Genomic DNA, 16539 nt, shown 5'->3' with positions numbered 1-16539 from the left:
TCTCCCTCAGAACGCCAGCGAGCGGTCGACGGCGTCGAGCACCCGGTCCAGATTCGGCAGGTACTCCTCCTCCAGCCGGGCCGGCGGATAGGGGGCGTGGTACCCGCCGACGCGAAGGACGGGGGCCTCCAGGTGGTAGAAGCACCGCTCGGTGATGCGGGCGGCGATCTCCGCGCCCGAGCCGAAGAACACCGGCGCCTCATGGACCACCACCAGACGGCGCGTCCTCTCCACGGACGCCTGGATGGAGTCGAAGTCCAGGGGGGACACCGACCGCAGGTCCAGGATCTCCAGGGCCTTGCCCTCCTCGGCGGCCGCGTCGGCGACCTCCTGGCAGAGCTTCACCATCGGGCCGTACGCGGCGAGCGTGAGGTCGGTGCCCTCGCGCACGACACGGGCCTTGTGCAGCGGGCCGGGAATGGCCTCGGGGTTGACCTCGGCCTTGTCCCAGTAACGCCGCTTGGGCTCGAAGAAGATCACCGGGTCGTCGCTCTGGATGGCCTGCTGCATCATCCAGTAGGCGTCGGAGGCGTTCGACGGCGAGACCACCTTCAGGCCCGCCACGTGCGCGAACAGCGCCTCCGGGGACTCGGAGTGGTGTTCGACCGCGCCGATGCCGCCGCCGTAGGGGATCCGGACCACGACGGGGAGCTTGACCTTGCCCAGCGAGCGCGCGTGCATCTTGGCGAGCTGGGTGACGATCTGGTCGTACGCGGGGAAGACGAAGCCGTCGAACTGGATCTCGACCACCGGGCGGTAGCCCCGCAGGGCGAGGCCGATGGCGGTGCCGACGATGCCCGACTCGGCGAGCGGGGTGTCGATCACCCGGTCCTCTCCGAAGTCCTTCTGCAGGCCGTCCGTCACCCGGAACACGCCGCCGAGCTTGCCGACGTCCTCGCCCATGACGAGGACCTTGGGGTCGGTTTCGAGGGCCCTGCGCAGCGACTCGTTGATCGCCTTGGCGACCGCCATGCTCTTCGGGGCGGAATGCCCGGCGGTCTGTCCTGCCGTCTGCGCGGCTGTCTGCGTGGTCATCGCTACTTGCCCTCCTCTTCGTCCACATCGGCGAACGACGCCTGGTACGCGGCGAACTGGGCGCGCTCCTCGTCCACGAGCGCGTGTCCGTCCGCGTACGCGTTGTCGAAGATGGCGAAGTGGTCCGGGTCGGGCATGGCACGCACCACTTCGCGCACTCGCCTTCCCAACGCCTCGCTCTCCGCTTCGAGTTCCGCGAAGAATCCCTCGTTCGTGTCCGTTTCGGACTCCAGGTAAGCGCGCAGGCGCGCGATCGGGTCCTTGGCCTCCCAGGCCACCCGCTCCTCGTCGTGGCGGTAGCGGGTCGGGTCGTCGGAGGTGGTGTGGGCGCCCATGCGGTACGTGTACGCCTCGACCAGGGTGGGGCCCTCGCCCCGGCGGGCGCGCTCCAGCGCCCACTTGGTGACGGCGAGGCAGGCGAGGACGTCGTTGCCGTCGACGCGGACGCCGGGGAAGCCGAAGCCCTGGGCGCGCTGGTACAGCGGGACGCGGGTCTGCTTCTCCGTGGGCTCCGAGATGGCCCACTGGTTGTTCTGGCAGAAGAACACGACGGGCGCGTTGTAGACGGCGGAGAAGGTGAACGCCTCGGCGACGTCGCCCTGGCTGGAGGCGCCGTCACCGAAGTAGGCGATGACCGCCGAGTCGGCGCCGTCCTTGGCGATGCCCATGGCGTAGCCCGTGGCGTGCAGCGTCTGGGAGCCGATGACGATCGTGTAGAGGTGGAAGTTGTTGCTGTTCGGGTCCCAGCCGCCGTTGTTCACGCCGCGGAACATGCCGAGCAGATTGGTCGGGTCGACCCCGCGGCACCAGGCGACGCCGTGCTCACGGTAGGTCGGGAAGACGTAGTCGTCCTCGCGGGTGGCCCGCCCGGAGCCGATCTGGGCGGCCTCCTGGCCGAGCAGCGAGGCCCACAGGCCCAGCTCGCCCTGGCGCTGCAGGGAGGTGGCCTCGGCGTCGAAGCGACGGGTCAGCACCATGTCCCGGTACAGGCCACGCAGCTCGTCGGCGGTGATGTCGGCGACGAACGGCTCGTACGGCGCGTTCTCCGCGTTCTTGACGCGCTTGCCCTCGGGCGTCAGCAGCTGAACGAGTTCGGGCTGGGCGTCGGTCGGCTTCTTGGCAGCGGCGCGCCTGGTGCCGGTGGTACCGGCCGCCTTGCTGCCGGTGGTGCCGGTCTTGCCTGCGGCGCTGCGTCGCGGCTTGCGCGCGGCAGTGCTCTCCACGGTCACGTGTGCTCCTCCGTCGGTCCGGCCCCCGGGATTGCCGGAAGACCAGTGCGGCTCGCCTGATCCCGGTGCCCGTGCACGGGGTGGGTGCCCTTGGCCGGGAACAGACGTGACAGGTGCCCCGGCGAGCGCCCTGCACGAGGCACGTTACCCAGTGCTCCACATTCCTGTGAAACCCCTATTGACCTGCGATTTTCCTTGGATTTCCAAGTAATTCGGTACTAGGGGGTCCAAGTAAGTCGCGTCTGTCGGGAACAGCTGCTGGTCACAGCGCTGGTTAACAGCCTGGCAGGGGGCCGGAACACCGGCACGTTATCCCGGCCACCCCGGCCACGGGAAGACTTCGCCGGGGGCGGGCCGTGAGATCGCCCGTGGAAGTTGCTCCATCCGTGAACCGGCCGAATCGCCCTGTTTCCTCTCGGGCGCGGTGGATATCCGGCCCGCATGTCTGCGCGTCGAGCCGCAGTTCGGATCTGCGCACTCCGTGATCGGTAACGACTGTGTGTGACAAGCGTCAGGTCAGCGGCGTGGCGCGTGCCCTAACATCTGGCGCGTGCCGCGCTCATCTGTACCACCCCCTGTGCTCCACGCGCCCCCTCTGGGCCCTCTGCTGGAGCGGTACGCCGCCGGGTCCGCACTGACCTGTGAACCCGTCGACGAGGGGCTCCTCAACCGCGGCTACCGGCTGTCCACCACCCGCGGCCGGTACTTCCTCAAGCACCACTTCGACCCCGAGACCGCCGATCCGGCCGCGATCGTCCGCCAGCACCGTGCCACCCAGCGCCTCGCCGACCTGGGCGTCCCCGTGGCCCCGCCGCTGGCCGCTCGCGACGGGCGCACGGTCGCGGTCGTCGGCGGTCACGCCTACGCCCTGCACCCGTGGATCGACGGACGCCACCGGCACGGCGGCCAGCTCGACCCCGGACAGTGCGCCCGCCTGGGGGCGCTCCTGGGCGTCGTCCACGCGTCTTTGGAGCGGGTGATGCCTGCGCAGGAACCGGAGGTGTCTGTGCGGGAGCCTGACGTGCCGGTGCCGGTGCCGGTGCCGCTGCCGCTGCCGGTGCGGGAGCCGGCGGTGCCGGTCGTGCCGGTACGCAAGCGGCTGATCCCGGCCCAGCGGCAGGCTCCGCCCGCGCGGTCGCCCCAGGCTCGGACAAGGGCGGCCACCGCGCCTCACGTCGCATGCGGGGCGGGAGGCCGAGGGGCCGCAGGGACTGTCGGGGCCGTCGGGGCCGAGAGCGCGGATGCCATCGACACCTTCGCCCTCATCGACGATCTGCTCGACCGGGTACGACGTCACCGGCCGGCCGACGCCTTCGACGCGCTCGCCCGGCATCGGCTGCTGGAGCGGCGGGATCTGCTGGAGCGGCACGCGCAACGGCGCCCGCCCCGGGGCGGTTCGGTGGGGTGGGTGCACGGGGACTTCCACCCGTTCAACGTGCTCTACCGGGACGACGTCCCCGATGTGCCCGCCGCGATCCTCGACTGGGACCGGCTCGGCGTGCAGCCGCGCGCGGAGGAGGCGGTCCGGGCGGCGGTGATCTTCTTCGTTCGCCCCGTCGGCGCCCTGGACCTGGCGAAAGTACGGTCCTACGCGCGCGCGTACCGCCGTTCCGCGGGCGCCGCCCCGGCCGAACTCGCGGCCGCGGTGCACCGCGTGTGGTGGGAGCGGCTCAACGACTTCTGGATGCTGCGCTGGCACTACGAGCGCGGCGACCTCCGCGCCGACCCGCAGTTCCCGGCGGCCTCGGCGCTGGTGGTGTGGTGGACGCGGGAGTACGACGCGGTGTGCGAGGCGTTCGTGGAGTGACCCGGGGAGGGTCACTCCGGTCACGCCGCCGGATCACTCCTCGCCGTCGCCGCCACCGACCGTCAGGCCCCCGGCGGCGTCCCCGCCGCTGCCGTCGTCGGTCGGTTCCTCCGTCGTCGGCTCCTCCGTCGGCTCCTCCGTCGTCGGTTCCTCGGTCGTCGGCTCCTCCGTCGGCTCCTCCGTCGGGCTCTGCGTCGGCGACTGGCTGAAGGACGGGGACTGCGAGTACGGCGGCGTGTAGTCGGGGTCGTTGCCCGAGCCGGTGTTCTCCTCCGTCGTCTCCTCCGCGGTCTCCTCGTCGCTGGGCGACTCGCTGGCGTCCTTGTCCTTGCTCGACGTCGAGGCCGTCGGAGACTTCGTGGTCCCGGTGTCGCCGCCGCTGCCGCCACCGTTGTCGTTCAGCGCCAGCGCGACACCCGCCGCGATGGCGACCACCGCGAGAACGGCGAGGATCCACAGCTTGCCGCGGCCGCTGCCCCGGTTGCCGCGGCCCTCGAAGCCGCCGTCGTCCCGGCCGCCACCGCCGTACCCGGGCAGGATCGGCTGCGGGATCTGCGAGGTGCCCGGCTCCCCGGGGTGCGACATGACCGCCGTACCGGACATACCGCCCGGCGGCGTGTTCCGGCCCTCGTGCATGGTGACGGGCCCGGTGTTCCAGGTGCCGGTGTGGCCGCCCTGGTCGTACAGCATCTGCAGGCCGTACTGGACGAGGCCGCGCATCTCCTCGGCCGTCTGGAACCGGTCGTCCGGCTCCTTGGCGAGGGAGCGCATGACGAGGCCGTCGAGCTCCGGCGGCGCCGCCCCCTCCGAGACCTCGGAGGGGGGCACCGGGATGTCCTGGACGTGCTGGTAGACCACCGACAGCGGGGTCTCGCCGATGAACGGAGGCCTGAGTGAGAGGAGTTCGTAGAGCAGACAGCCGGTGGCGTACAGGTCGGAGCGGTGGTCGACGGCCTTGCCGAGCGCCTGCTCCGGGGAGAGGTACTGGGGCGTACCCATGACCATGCCGGTCTGCGTCATCGTCGTCGACGCCCCGTGCAGGGCGCGGGCGATGCCGAAGTCCATCACCTTCACGGCCCCGTTGTGGGTGATGATCACGTTCGCCGGCTTGATGTCGCGGTGCACGATGCCGTGCTGGTGGGAGTAGGCCAGCGCCTCCAGCACACCGGAGACGATGATCAGCGCCTGCTCCGGGCCGGGCGCCTCCGCGTTGATCAGCAGATCCCGGATGGTGCGGCCCTCGACCAGCTCCATGACGATGTACGGCACGGGGGTGCCGTTCACGACGTCCTCGCCGGAGTCGTAGACAGCCACGATCGAGTGGTGGTTGAGACCGGCCACCGCCTGGGCCTCACGCGTGAAGCGGGCCTTGGAAATGGGGTCTTCGGCGAGGTCGGAGCGGAGCAACTTGACCGCGACCGTACGACCGAGGCGCACGTCCTCGGCCGCGAACACCTCGGCCATACCGCCCCGGCCGAGTCTGTGGGTCATCCGGTATCGACCGTCACCGACAAGCCCGCCGTTGCCCCACAACTCCGGCGCGTCCGACATGCCGCCGCCAGTCGCCTCGGGGTCGGACGGGCCCTGAGAGCGCTGCTGCTGTGCCATCAGTCCTCGCCGTCATTTCTGCCCGCGGTCCGCGCGGTACTTGTTACGGTCTCCGTCGGCCACGCTACAGCCTTCACGCAAGAGGCCGGTCCGGGTTGGCCACGCGACGGGTTCACGACGGATTCAAGGTGGATTCGAAGGTTGATCGGCCATGAAACCCGCAGCGCGCGCACTCGTGCAAGTTCTGTGTACCGGGCGTACGCCCCCTGTAACGCTTCCGCGACGCTTCTTTCGCGTACGGTCACGGATCGGGCACCGCGCTTGACGTGTCAGTGCCCTGGGGCAGACTTGGCCGGGAATAGCACAAAGGATCACCAGGATCGTCGGGGATCACCATGATCACCGATCGCGGGAGCCACGCCAGCAGCTTTCGCGCGCGCCGATGGGGGACGCAGGAAGATGAGCCAGGACGCCGCACAGGGCCGGTACGCGGGGCGGTCGCTAGCCGGTGGCCGCTATCAGCTGCGTGACCTGCTCGGCGAGGGCGGCATGGCCTCCGTCCACCTCGCATATGACTCGGTGCTCGACCGACAAGTCGCGATCAAGACACTCCACACCGAGCTGGGCCGCGAGCAGGCCTTCCGTGAGCGGTTCCGCCGTGAGGCGCAGGCCGTGGCGAAGCTCACCCACACGAACATCGTCTCGGTCTTCGACACGGGCGAGGACGAGATGGACGGCATGACGACGCCGTACATCGTCATGGAGTACATCGAGGGCAAGCCGCTCGGTTCGGTGCTGGACGCGGACGTCTCGCAGCTCGGCGCGATGCCCTCCGACAAGGCGCTGAAGATCACCGCGGACGTGCTGGCGGCGCTGGAGATCAGCCACGAGATGGGCCTGGTCCACCGGGACATCAAGCCGGGCAACGTGATGATGACCAAGCGGAACGTCGTGAAGGTCATGGACTTCGGCATCGCCCGCGCCATGCAGTCGGGCGTCACGTCGATGACGCAGACCGGCATGGTCGTCGGCACCCCGCAGTACCTCTCGCCCGAGCAGGCCCTCGGCCGTGGCGTGGACGCGCGCTCCGACCTGTACTCGGTCGGCATCATGCTGTTCCAACTGACCACCGGTCGGTTGCCGTTCGAGGCGGACTCGCCGCTGGCCATCGCGTACGCGCACGTCCAGGAGGAGCCGGTCGCTCCCTCCTCGATCAACCGTTCCCTGCCGCCGGCCGTCGACGCGATCATCGCCCGCGCGCTGAAGAAGAACCCGAACGAGCGGTTCCCGAGCGCGGAGGCGATGCGGGACGAGTGCCTGCGGGTCGCCGCGTCCCTCCAGCCCGTGGCGCCGAGCATCGTGCCGGGCGTGCAGACGTCCAGCGGCGCCGGGGTCTCCTCCGCCGTCTTCCCGCCGATCGACCAGACCGGCGCCCCGCAGTCGGGCAGCGTCCAGACGCCGTACCAGCCGCACGCGACGGGCGGATACGGTCCGCCGACGCCCACGCCCGCCCCGTCCTACGGCTACCCGCAGCAGGGCGGCTACCAGACGCCCCCGCAGACCGCCGCGTACGCGCCGCAGCAGGGGGCGTCCACCCCGCCGCCGTACAACCTGACGCCCCAGCAGTCCTCCCTCTCGGCCGGACGTTCCGGGGGCGGCAAGAGCAACAAGGGCGTCATCGTCGGCGCGATCGTCGTGTCGGTCCTCGCGGTCGGCGGCCTGATCACGGCGCTCAGTCTGAACACCGGCAGCGAGGCGTCGAGCGGCGACGGCGGCACCACCCCGTCCGCCTCGCCGACCGTGGTCGAGGGGCACAAGGGACCGGACACGTCGAAGGTCATCGACTCGACCGAGTGCACGGAGCCCTCGGAGTCCTACAACGACCCCGACAAGATCCTGCTGCCGGACTTCACCTTCAAGAACATCGACTCGGTGAAGAAGTGCTTCCAGGCGGCGGGCTGGCAGTACGACGTCCAGAAGGTCGACGAGAACACGTACGGCGAGGGCACGGTCATGGAGCAGTACCCGGCGGCCTCCGACGACGTCGACCCCAAGGACATGCCCTCGATCATCCTCAAGGTCTCGACGGGCAACCCGGCCTGATGCCCGGGGCCCCGGGCCCCTGGTCGTAGGAAGGGCCCGGCACTTCGTGTGCCGGGCCCTCTGCGTACGTATGGGCGGGGGTGGGTGGGTCGGAGGCGTCGGAGGCTAGAGGTACGGGCCGCCCGAGCGGCCGATCGTACGGGGATCGTCGTCGCCCTCGAGGCCGCCGCCGACGCCGGGCGGCAGCGCGCGGCGCATCTGCTCCAACTGGGCCCGGGCCGCCATCTGCTGGGCGAACAGCGTCGTCTGGATCCCGTGGAAGAGGCCTTCGAGCCAGCCGACCAACTGGGCCTGCGCGATGCGCAGTTCCGCGTCGCTCGGGATCACCTCGTCGGTGAAGGGCAGGGAGAGCCGCTCCAACTCCTCGACCAGTTCGGGCGCCAGGCCGTCCTCCAGTTCCTTGACCGAGCTGGCGTGGATCTCCTTCAGCCGGGCCCGGCTGGCATCGTCGAGGGGGGCGACCCGTACTTCTTCGAGCAACTGCTTGATCATGCTGCCGATGCGCATGACCTTGGCCGGCTGTTCCACCATCTCCGTCACCGGGATCTCGCGGGAGTCTTCGTCTCCGCCGCCGCCCACCGCCATTCCGTCCTGGCCCACGACCAGGATCTGGGGCTGTTCGGGCGACCGTTCGTTCCTCGGCATCTCCATGCCGCCATTCTCTCGCACAGGTACACCTCATCACCCAGGTGCCCCCGACGCAGGGTGATCCACCGTTTACACGGCAGCTGCTCGTGTCCCGGACGGGGATTCGTGCCCGCCGGGGGCCTTCAGCGGGCCTGGGCGGCCTGGGCGGGCTTCGGCGGGCGCGGGGACGATGGCGGGCGCGGACGACTGCGGCGCCGCTGCCGGCCTTCGACCGGGGCCGTAGTCGGATCGGTTCGTCAGTCCGGCAGTCCGGCGGTCGAATCGGTCCGGCAGTCCGGCAGTCGAATCGGTCCGGCGGTTCGGCGGTTCGGCGTCGAGATGCCGGTGTGTGGGTGGCGTGTGACGCTGAGGGCGTGGCTCCTTGGCTCCGCTCAGCGCGCGTGACGGGACTGGTTCTCGTCACGGGACTGCTCGTGGTTCTGGTGACCGGGGCCGTGCCGGCCGTGTACGCGGCCGAGCCCGACCCCGCGACCTCCTGGGCCGGCAGCCGCGCGGGCGAAGGGCGGGAGCGCCCGGGGCGGCAGGACGCCGAGCCCGTGGAACCGGAGGACGACGCGTACGCGCCCCCGGAAGAGCCCCCTCCCGTCCCGGACGCCACCGGCGTCCCCGAGCCCTCCCAGGACGCCGCCCTGCCTGTCCCGGCCGTCCCACCCGGAGCCGGCACCGTGACCTCCGAGGAACCCGTCCTGCAGGTCCTCTCCCTCGGCAGCGGCCTCATGCTGCTGGGCCTGGGCCTCGGCCTGGCCTTCGTCGGACTACGGATACGGCGGGACTGAGCCGGGCTGAGCGGGGGCTCGTACAGCGTTTCGGCCGGCCGGTCTACGGCACCACCAGGAGCACCTTGCCGATGTGACCGCTCTCCTCCAACACCCGATGGGCCGTGGCCGCGTCGTCCATGGGGATCTCGCGGTCGACGACGGGGCGTACGTGGCCGCCGGTGATCAGCGGCCACACGTGTTCGCGTACGGCGGCGACGATGGCGGTCTTCTCCTCCCGGGGGCGGGCGCGCAGCGAGGTCGCGCTGATCGCGGCCCGCTTGGCGAGGAGGGCGCCGATGTTCAGCTCGCCCTTTATGCCGCCCTGCATGCCGATGATCGCCAGGCGGCCGTTGACGGCGAGGACCCGGACGTTGCGGTCGAGGTACTTGGCGCCCATGTTGTCCAGGACGACGTCCGCGCCCTTGCCGTCCGTGGCGTTGCGGACCTCCTCGACGAAGTCCTGCTCGCGGTAGTTGATCAGGATGTCCGCGCCCAGGGCGGCGCACTGTTCGAGCTTCTCCTTGGTACCGGCCGTCACGGCGACCCGCGCGCCGACCGCCTTCGCGAGCTGGATGGCCATCGTGCCGATGCCGCTGGAGCCGCCGTGCACGAGGAGGGTCTCACCGGGACGCAGGTGGGCGATCATGAAGACGTTCGACCAGACCGTGCAGACCACCTCGGGCAGCGCGGCGGCCCGGTTGAGGTCGAGGCCGGAGGGCACGGGCAGCAGCTGGCCGGCCGGGACGACGACCTTCTCCGCGTAGCCGCCGCCCGAGAGCAGCGCGCACACCTCGTCGCCGACGTTCCACCCGGACACCCCGGGCCCGAGCTCCGCGATCCGGCCGGAGCACTCCAGGCCGGGGTAGGGAGAGGCGCCGGGCGGCGGGTCGTAGAAGCCCTGCCGCTGGAGCAGGTCGGCTCGGTTCACGGCACTCGCCGCCACCTCGATGAGCACTTCGCCCTCGCCGGGCACCGGATCGGGGACCTCGTCCCACACCAGGGCCTCGGGTCCACCGGGTTCGGGAATCGTGATCGCATACATGAAGGGGACGCTACCGTTCCTGTGGACTGAGCATGAGTGAGCCCGCTCAGCCGCACGCCCCGAACGGTCTTGGGCGCTCCCCCACTGCCTTAAGGGCGTGGGAGGTGCCCCCAGGTCCCTGGCATTCTCAGCCCCGGGGCGGCGACACGCATCCTGTGCGTGGCCGGGCCCGGGAGGCCCCCGCGGCCGGAGGCCGCTGATGAACACGGCCCTGCGCGACCTGGCCACAGAGGTACGGCCAGAGGCGACGGGGAGGCCCTGAACCATCCTCTGGTGGAGCACGGGCCCCGCACGCTGACGCCGTACCCGGTGTCCCAGGTCGCAGGACCACGTCAGCCCGATCAGCCCAGGGCACCGCAAGCTCACAAGTGGACGATCACACGAGCGAGCTCATTCGGCCTCGTGCGCACTCTGCGGCAAGCAGCTACCCCCTCGGCCTCCGCACCGAGTCCCCGCCCCGGTGGGCCCACGCCCCGGTCCCGGTCGGCCCACGCCCCGGTCCCGGTCGGCCCACGCCCCGGTCCCGGTCGGCCTGCGTCCCCGGTGCGATCCTCTTGCGCCCTTGGTCCCGATGGGGGTGCAATCGGTCGCCATCGGAGAGACCGTGGAGACCTCGCGGCCGCACGGGTTCTCGCCGACGCGCTCCGCCCCGATGCCGGGGCAGTCGCGATGTCCCGCGCGGTGACCGATGAGTTTCGGCGGTCCCGGCGGTCTCTCCTTGCATAGCCCCGGACACGGGCCCCGCACGCGGAAGGATCCCAGACATGAGCGCACAGACGTCCGGCCTCGCGATCGAGACCGCGGGTCTGGTGAAGACCTTCGGCGAGACCCGGGCCGTCGACGGCGTCGACCTGGCCGTGCCGGCCGGCACGGTCTACGGCGTCCTCGGCCCGAACGGCGCCGGCAAGACGACCACGGTGAAGATGCTCGCCACCCTGCTGCGCCCCGACGGCGGCGAGGCGCACGTCTTCGGTCACGACGTCGTGAGCGAGGCCGACGAGGTACGCGGCCGGGTGAGCCTGACCGGGCAGTACGCCTCCGTGGACGAGGATCTGACCGGCACCGAGAACCTGGTGCTGCTCGCCCGTCTCCTCGGCCACGACAAACGGGCGGCCCGCCATCGCGCCGAGCAGCTGCTGGAGGCCTTCGGGTTGAGCGAGGCGGCCGGAAAGCAGGTCAAGCACTACTCGGGCGGCATGCGGCGCCGTATCGACATCGCCGCGTCCATCCTCAACACCCCCGACCTGCTGTTCCTGGACGAGCCGACGACCGGCCTCGACCCGCGCAGCCGCAACCAGGTGTGGGACATCGTGCGCGCGGTGGTCGCCCAGGGCACGACGGTGCTTCTCACGACGCAGTATCTGGACGAGGCGGACCAGCTGGCGTCCCGGATCGCGGTCATCGACCGGGGCAAGGTGATCGCGGAGGGCACGAAGGGCGAGCTGAAGGCGTCCGTGGGCGCCGGTTCCGTCCATCTACGGCTGCGCGACGCGGCCCAGCGGCCGCAGGCCGAGGAGGTGCTGCGGCTCGCCCTCGACGCCGACGTGCAGCGCGAGCCGGACCCGGTGGCGCTGACGGCACGCGTGGGCGCTGGATCCGCCAACGGGCAGGGTGCCGCCGAGGCCGCCGCCCGGGCGCTCGCCGAACTGGCCCGTACCGGCATCACCGTCGACAACTTCTCGCTGGGGCAGCCCAGCCTGGACGAGGTGTTCCTCGCCCTCACCGGACACGACACCAGGACAGCGGCCACGCAGGCCGCGGACACCTCCGAGACGAAGGACGAGGCGGCGGCATGAGCACCGCGACCACCACCGAGAACAAGGAACTCGCCCCCGTCAGTGCCGAGTCGCTCGCCGCGCTGCTGATCGCCAAGGAACGACCGCCGCGGCCCAGCGCCCTGTCGGCGTCCCTGACCTTCGGCTGGCGGGCCATGCTCAAGATCAAACACGTGCCGGAACAGCTCTTCGACGTCACCGCCTTCCCGATCATGATGGTGCTGATGTACACGTACCTCTTCGGCGGGGCGCTGGCCGGCTCCCCGGAGGAGTACATCCAGTTCCTGCTGCCGGGCATCCTGGTGATGTCGGTCGTGATGATCACGATGTACACCGGCGTCTCGGTCAACACGGACATCGAGAAGGGTGTCTTCGACCGGTTCCGCTCGCTGCCGATCTGGCGGCCGTCGACGATGGTCGGCTATCTGCTGGGCGACGCCCTGCGCTACGCGATCGCGTCCTTCGTGATGCTCACCGTCGGCATGATCCTCGGCTACCGCCCGGACGGCGGGGTGCTGGGTGTGGTCGCCGGGGTCGCGCTGCTCATCGTCTTCTCGTTCGCGTTCTCGTGGATCTGGACGATGTTCGGCCTCATGCTGCGCACCGAGAAGTCCGTGATGGGCGTCAGCATGATGGTCATCTTCCCGCTGACCTTCCTGTCCAACGTCTTCGTCGACCCGAGCACCATGCCGGGCTGGCTCCAGGCGTTCGTCAACAACAGCCCGGTCACGCATCTGGCCTCGGCGGTCCGCGAGTTGATGGCGGGCGAGTGGCCGACGGCAGAGGTCGCCTGGACACTGGGCTGGTCCGCCCTGTTCGTGCTCGTCTTCGGACCGATCACGATGCGGCTGTACAACCGCAAGTAGCGGTCCACCCGGGCCGGTCGGTCCGTACAGGTCCGCCCGGACCAGTCGGTCCATACGTGAGGGCGCCCCGGGGACGTATCCCTGGGGCGCCCTCACGCTGCTCCCGCTCCCGCTCCCGCTCACATCGCGGCCGGCCCGTCGACCCGCCGGCAGCCGGCTACGGCAGGTGCTTGGTCTCGGGGGTGATCTTCGTGCTCGGGGTGGCACGGACGATGGTGATGAGCCGGTCCGTCAGCTGGAGCGCACCGATGGACGGATCGTCATAGCCCAGCACCCGATGACCGCGCAGCACGCTGACCACGAGATCCTCCGTCTCCCGCACGCCACGCCCCACCTCGGCCTTTATGACCGGCCGTTCGGCGATGTCCAGCCCGCTGCCCTGCTGGATGAGGTCCTCCATCACCATGCCGGCCGCGGGGCTGAGGACGGAGAGCCCGAGGAGCCGTCCGGCCGCGCTGGCGCTGGTGATGACGACGTCGGCTCCCGACTGCTTCAGCAGCGGCGCGTTCTCCTCCTCCCGCACGGCGGCCACGATCTTCGCCCCGCGGTTGAGCTGGCGGGCGGTCAGCGCGACCAGTACGGCGGTGTCGTCCCGCGCGGTCGAGATGATGATCTGCCGCGCCTTGTGCGCTTCGGCCTGCAACAGCACATCACTGCGGGTCGCGTCCCCGACAACGCCCGTGTACCCATCGGCCGTCGCGGCGTCGATGACCTTGGAGCTGGGATCCACGACCACGACCTGTTCCTTCTTCAGCCCTGTCGCACAGACTGTCTGGATCGCCGACCGTCCCTTCGTCCCCCAGCCGACTACCACGGTGTGCTCCCTCAAGGCCGCCCTCCAGCGTTTCAGTCGCCATTCCTCACGCGTGCGCTCCGTGAGGACCTCCAGCGTGGTCCCGACCAGAATGATCAGGAACAGCACACGCAGCGGCGTGATCACGAAAATGTTGGTGAACCGGGCAGCGTCGCTGACCGGAGTGATGTCGCCGTACCCCGTGGTGGAGAGGGTGACGGTGGCGTAGTAGAACGCGTCGAGCAGGTCCACGGAACCGTCGGAGTTGTCGTTGTACCCCTCGTTGTCGGCATAGACGATGAACGCGGTCGCGATCAGCACGAACAGGGCCATCGCCAGCCGCCTGCCGACCTGCCGCATCGGCCGTTCGACCTCCCGTTTCGGCAGTCGCACCTGGTGGGTCACCAGTCGCTCGTCCGCGTTGCGGGCGATCGCGTCCTGGCCCGGCAGTTTCACGTGAAACACTCCCCGTTTCGACGTACATCCCCTGGCTGTACTCCGCTGCCATCTACCCGTTGTTTCACGTGAAACGTCGTCGGCCGCAAGGCCAGTTGGTCATATCGACGTTTCACGTGAAACACACCTGGATCCCCGCGGTCGCCCAGGGCAGGTCGAGTAGTTCCAGCTCCTGGCCAGGGCGGGCGCCGCCGGGCGGTACGACGGCAAGGGCATCGGCTGTGGCGATGCCGCGGAGCATAGCGGGACCGTTGTAGTGCAGCGGCACGGCGTCGTCACCGCGCAGACCGACGGGGATGAGCCGGGTGTCGTACGGGTGCCCGTGCACCGCCTCCCGCAGCGGCATCGTGTACGGCTCCGGGGCGGCGCGCCCGGCGAGGGTCCGCAGCAGGGGCTCGGCGAGCGTGAACAGCCCGGAGATGGCTGCCAACGGGTTACCGGGCAGGCCGACGAGATGCTGGTCCCGCTTGATACGGGCCAGCAGCATGGGGTGCCCCGGGCGCACCTTCACACCGTCGACGAGGAGTTCGGCCCCGACACGACGCAGGGTGGGGTGGACATGGTCGACGGGCCCGGAAGCCGTGCCCCCCGTGGTGACGATGAGGTCGGCGGAGGATTTCTTCACGGCCCGGTACAAGGCCTCGGCATCGTCCCCGAGGCGGCGTACGGCGGTGACCTCGGCGCCCAGTGCCCGGAGCCAGGAGGGCAGCATCGGGCCCAGTGCGTCCCGGATCAGGCCTTCGCGCGGGCGGCCTTCGGTGAGCAGTTCGTCGCCCAGGACGAGCAGTTCGACGCGCGGGCGGGGGAGCACGCTCACCGTGTCGTACCCGGCGGCCGCCGCGAGTCCGAGCGCGGCGGGGGTGATCTGCGTGCCGAGCGGCAGCAGTTGGTCGCCGTAGCGGCACTCCTGGCCTCGTGGGCGGATGTCCTGCCCGTGTGCCAGGTCCCGGGTCGGGTGCAGCCGCCCCTTGTCGTCGGTGCGGCCGTGCTCGCTGCGCAGGACGGCGGTCGTGTCGGCCGGGATGCGGGCACCGGTGGCGATCCGGACCGCCTCCCCGTCGGTGAGCCGCCCGGGCTCGGCGTGCCCTGCCAGCACACCGTCCTCCCGTACGTCCCAGGGACCGGGGCCGGCGACCGCCCAGCCGTCCATCGCGGAGGTGTCGAAGGAGGGGAGGTCGGTGAGGGCGGTGAGGGGGGCGGCGAGGACGAGGCCGAGGGCCTTGTCCACGGTGACCGACGCCGGGGCCCGGCGTCCGGCCGAGCGGGCGGCGCGTTCGGCGACGGCTCGGGCCTCGGGCCAGGAGGTGGCCCGGTGGTGGGAGGCGTCCTTGGCCCGGTGCGCGCCGGTGTCACCGGTCGTGGGCGTTTCGCGGGGGGAGCGGGGCTCGCCCGGCCCCCGGACGGCCCTGTCGTTGGCCACGGCCAGCGCCTCCTCCACGTCGAGTTCCTCGGCGTCCTGGGCGGTCATCCGGCGGCCGGGCCGGTGTCCTGGCCGGTGCCGGTGCCGGTGCCGACGGCCGGTCCGGCGTCGGGGGTGCCCTCGTCGGCCCAGCTCAGGGCCAGGGCGGAGGCCTTCCTGGCGGCCTCGGTGACCGCCTCGGGGCCTCCCCCGGCCTGGGCGGCGGCGTAGCCGATGAGGAACGTGGTCAACGGGGCGGCTGGCCGGGCCACGCTGTGGGCGGCGTCACGGGCGAGGTCGAGCAGCTCGGTGATGTCGACGTCGAGGTCGATCCCCAGCTCGTCCTTGACTGCGGAAATCCATTCATCCAACACGTGGCCATGCTCCCTGATCCGTGCGCGGGCGGCGGCGATGTCGTCCCAGGTGTCGCAGTCGAAGGACGCGAGGGGGTCGGTGATACGGGTGAGGCGCAGCGCGGCGGTCAGCCGCCGCAGGGGGAGCCCGGTCAGGCCGTCGTGCTCGGCGGCGAGCCGCACGAGCTCACGACGCAGGGCCTCGGCCCGGTAGACGGCCACGAGGGGTTGGTCCCGGCCGTCGGGGTCGGTGACCAGGACGCCGTCGGCCTGCTCCGCGCCGCCCTGGAGGGCGTCGAGGAGCCTCCGTACCGTCTCGTCGTCCAGGAACGGAAGGTCGGCGGAGAGGACGACGACATGCGGGGCGGTGGTGTGCCGGAGTCCGGCGCCCAGCGCGGCGAGAGGGCCGCCGCCGGGGGGTTCCTCGCGGGCCCACAGCACGGGCCGGGCCGTGGGGCGGGGGTCGGCGACGACGACGGTCGCCCCGGCCCCGGCGCAGGCGGTCAGGACCCGGTCGAGCAGGGCCCGTCCGCCCACGCGCACGGCGGGCTTGTCCGCGCCGCCGAGCCGCCGGGCGGCGCCGCCGGCGAGCACGACGGCGTCGAACGCCTCGGTACCGGGGCCGCCCGGGGGCTCGTACGGGGTCACCCTCCGAGTATGCGTGCCTCCGCGATCACAGGGAACGCGGGGCGGCGGCGCAATCACGCCCCGGTCGGGTCCGATGGCT

At 71.1% G+C, this 16539-nt stretch carries 13 protein-coding genes; 5 read left to right on the top strand and 8 right to left on the bottom strand.

What is annotated here, in order from left to right:
• Window positions 1–6 precede the first annotated feature (6 nt).
• Window positions 7–1035, bottom strand: a complete 1029-nt coding sequence (locus OG202_RS25000) for an alpha-ketoacid dehydrogenase subunit beta (RefSeq protein ID WP_405894921.1) — start codon at window positions 1033–1035, stop codon at window positions 7–9.
• A gap of 2 nt (window positions 1036–1037) precedes the next feature.
• A complete protein-coding gene (gene pdhA / locus OG202_RS24995; RefSeq protein WP_326580509.1) occupies window positions 1038–2264 on the bottom strand; it encodes a pyruvate dehydrogenase (acetyl-transferring) E1 component subunit alpha in 1227 nt (408 codons plus the stop codon).
• A 550-nt stretch (window positions 2265–2814) separates the two neighbouring features.
• Between pdhA and OG202_RS24990 the strand changes: the two genes are divergently transcribed.
• Window positions 2815–4071, top strand: a complete 1257-nt coding sequence (locus OG202_RS24990) for a phosphotransferase (RefSeq protein WP_443052281.1) — start codon at window positions 2815–2817, stop codon at window positions 4069–4071.
• Between the two features lie 33 nt (window positions 4072–4104).
• On the opposite strand, the gene OG202_RS24985 is transcribed toward OG202_RS24990, so the two are convergent.
• Window positions 4105–5679: a protein kinase domain-containing protein gene (locus OG202_RS24985; protein ID WP_326580513.1), complete on the bottom strand. Its 1575-nt coding sequence runs from the start codon at window positions 5677–5679 to the stop codon at window positions 4105–4107.
• Between the two features lie 399 nt (window positions 5680–6078).
• On the opposite strand from OG202_RS24985, the gene OG202_RS24980 reads away from it, so the two are divergent.
• Window positions 6079–7722, top strand: a complete 1644-nt coding sequence (locus OG202_RS24980) for a protein kinase domain-containing protein (protein ID WP_326580516.1) — start codon at window positions 6079–6081, stop codon at window positions 7720–7722.
• 105 nt (window positions 7723–7827) lie between these two features.
• Here OG202_RS24980 and OG202_RS24975 read toward each other — a convergent pair whose 3' ends face one another.
• Entirely contained in the window at window positions 7828–8373 is a 546-nt protein-coding gene (locus OG202_RS24975) for a bacterial proteasome activator family protein (protein WP_326580518.1), read from the bottom strand.
• A gap of 377 nt (window positions 8374–8750) precedes the next feature.
• Between OG202_RS24975 and OG202_RS24970 the strand changes: the two genes are divergently transcribed.
• The gene (locus OG202_RS24970) at window positions 8751–9146 is read left to right on the top strand and encodes a hypothetical protein (protein ID WP_326580520.1); all 396 of its coding nucleotides are present in this window, start codon (window positions 8751–8753) and stop codon (window positions 9144–9146) included.
• A 43-nt stretch (window positions 9147–9189) separates the two neighbouring features.
• Here OG202_RS24970 and OG202_RS24965 read toward each other — a convergent pair whose 3' ends face one another.
• On the bottom strand, window positions 9190–10170 hold the full coding sequence (locus tag OG202_RS24965) for an NAD(P)H-quinone oxidoreductase (RefSeq protein WP_326580522.1): 981 nt from the start codon (window positions 10168–10170) through the stop codon (window positions 9190–9192).
• Between the two features lie 764 nt (window positions 10171–10934).
• On the opposite strand from OG202_RS24965, the gene OG202_RS24960 reads away from it, so the two are divergent.
• Both OG202_RS24960 and OG202_RS24955 read left to right on the top strand, forming a co-directional pair.
• Window positions 10935–11966, top strand: a complete 1032-nt coding sequence (locus OG202_RS24960) for an ATP-binding cassette domain-containing protein (RefSeq protein ID WP_326580524.1) — start codon at window positions 10935–10937, stop codon at window positions 11964–11966.
• Window positions 11963–12811 (top strand): ABC transporter permease, encoded by an 849-nt coding sequence (locus tag OG202_RS24955; protein ID WP_326580526.1) that lies wholly within the window; start codon window positions 11963–11965, stop codon window positions 12809–12811. The genes OG202_RS24960 and OG202_RS24955 overlap by 4 nt, the downstream gene beginning before the upstream one ends.
• A gap of 157 nt (window positions 12812–12968) precedes the next feature.
• On the opposite strand, the gene OG202_RS24950 is transcribed toward OG202_RS24955, so the two are convergent.
• The 3 genes from OG202_RS24950 to OG202_RS24940 all read right to left on the bottom strand — a co-directional run bounded on the left by OG202_RS24950 (window position 12969) and on the right by OG202_RS24940 (window position 16460).
• Complete coding sequence (locus OG202_RS24950) at window positions 12969–14069, bottom strand: potassium channel family protein (protein WP_326580528.1); 1101 nt, start codon at window positions 14067–14069, stop codon at window positions 12969–12971.
• A 103-nt stretch (window positions 14070–14172) separates the two neighbouring features.
• Window positions 14173–15528, bottom strand: coding sequence for a molybdopterin molybdotransferase MoeA (locus OG202_RS24945; protein WP_326580530.1), 1356 nt, complete (start codon window positions 15526–15528; stop codon window positions 14173–14175).
• On the bottom strand, window positions 15525–16460 hold the full coding sequence (locus OG202_RS24940) for an NTP transferase domain-containing protein (RefSeq protein ID WP_326580532.1): 936 nt from the start codon (window positions 16458–16460) through the stop codon (window positions 15525–15527). Before OG202_RS24940 ends, OG202_RS24945 begins: the two co-directional genes overlap by 4 nt.
• Window positions 16461–16539 lie beyond the last annotated feature (79 nt).

The organism is Streptomyces sp. NBC_00310 (assembly GCF_036208085.1).
Lineage (GTDB): Bacteria > Actinomycetota > Actinomycetes > Streptomycetales > Streptomycetaceae > Streptomyces.
The sequence above is the reverse complement of the archived record's forward strand: the minus strand, read 5'-3'. Positions and strand labels throughout refer to the sequence as shown.

Excerpts from the sequence above, each read along its gene's own strand:
- OG202_RS25000 (WP_405894921.1), bottom strand. The coding sequence starts at position 1,035 with ATGACCACGCAGACAGCCGCGCAGACGGCAGGACAGACCGCCGGGCAT.
- OG202_RS24985 (WP_326580513.1), bottom strand. The coding sequence starts at position 5,679 with ATGGCACAGCAGCAGCGCTCTCAGGGCCCGTCCGACCCCGAGGCGACT.
- OG202_RS24980 (WP_326580516.1), top strand. The coding sequence starts at position 6,079 with ATGAGCCAGGACGCCGCACAGGGCCGGTACGCGGGGCGGTCGCTAGCC.
- OG202_RS24975 (WP_326580518.1), bottom strand. The coding sequence starts at position 8,373 with ATGGAGATGCCGAGGAACGAACGGTCGCCCGAACAGCCCCAGATCCTG.
- OG202_RS24965 (WP_326580522.1), bottom strand. The coding sequence starts at position 10,170 with ATGTATGCGATCACGATTCCCGAACCCGGTGGACCCGAGGCCCTGGTG.
- OG202_RS24960 (WP_326580524.1), top strand. The coding sequence starts at position 10,935 with ATGAGCGCACAGACGTCCGGCCTCGCGATCGAGACCGCGGGTCTGGTG.
- OG202_RS24955 (WP_326580526.1), top strand. The coding sequence starts at position 11,963 with ATGAGCACCGCGACCACCACCGAGAACAAGGAACTCGCCCCCGTCAGT.
- OG202_RS24945 (WP_326580530.1), bottom strand. The coding sequence starts at position 15,528 with ATGACCGCCCAGGACGCCGAGGAACTCGACGTGGAGGAGGCGCTGGCC.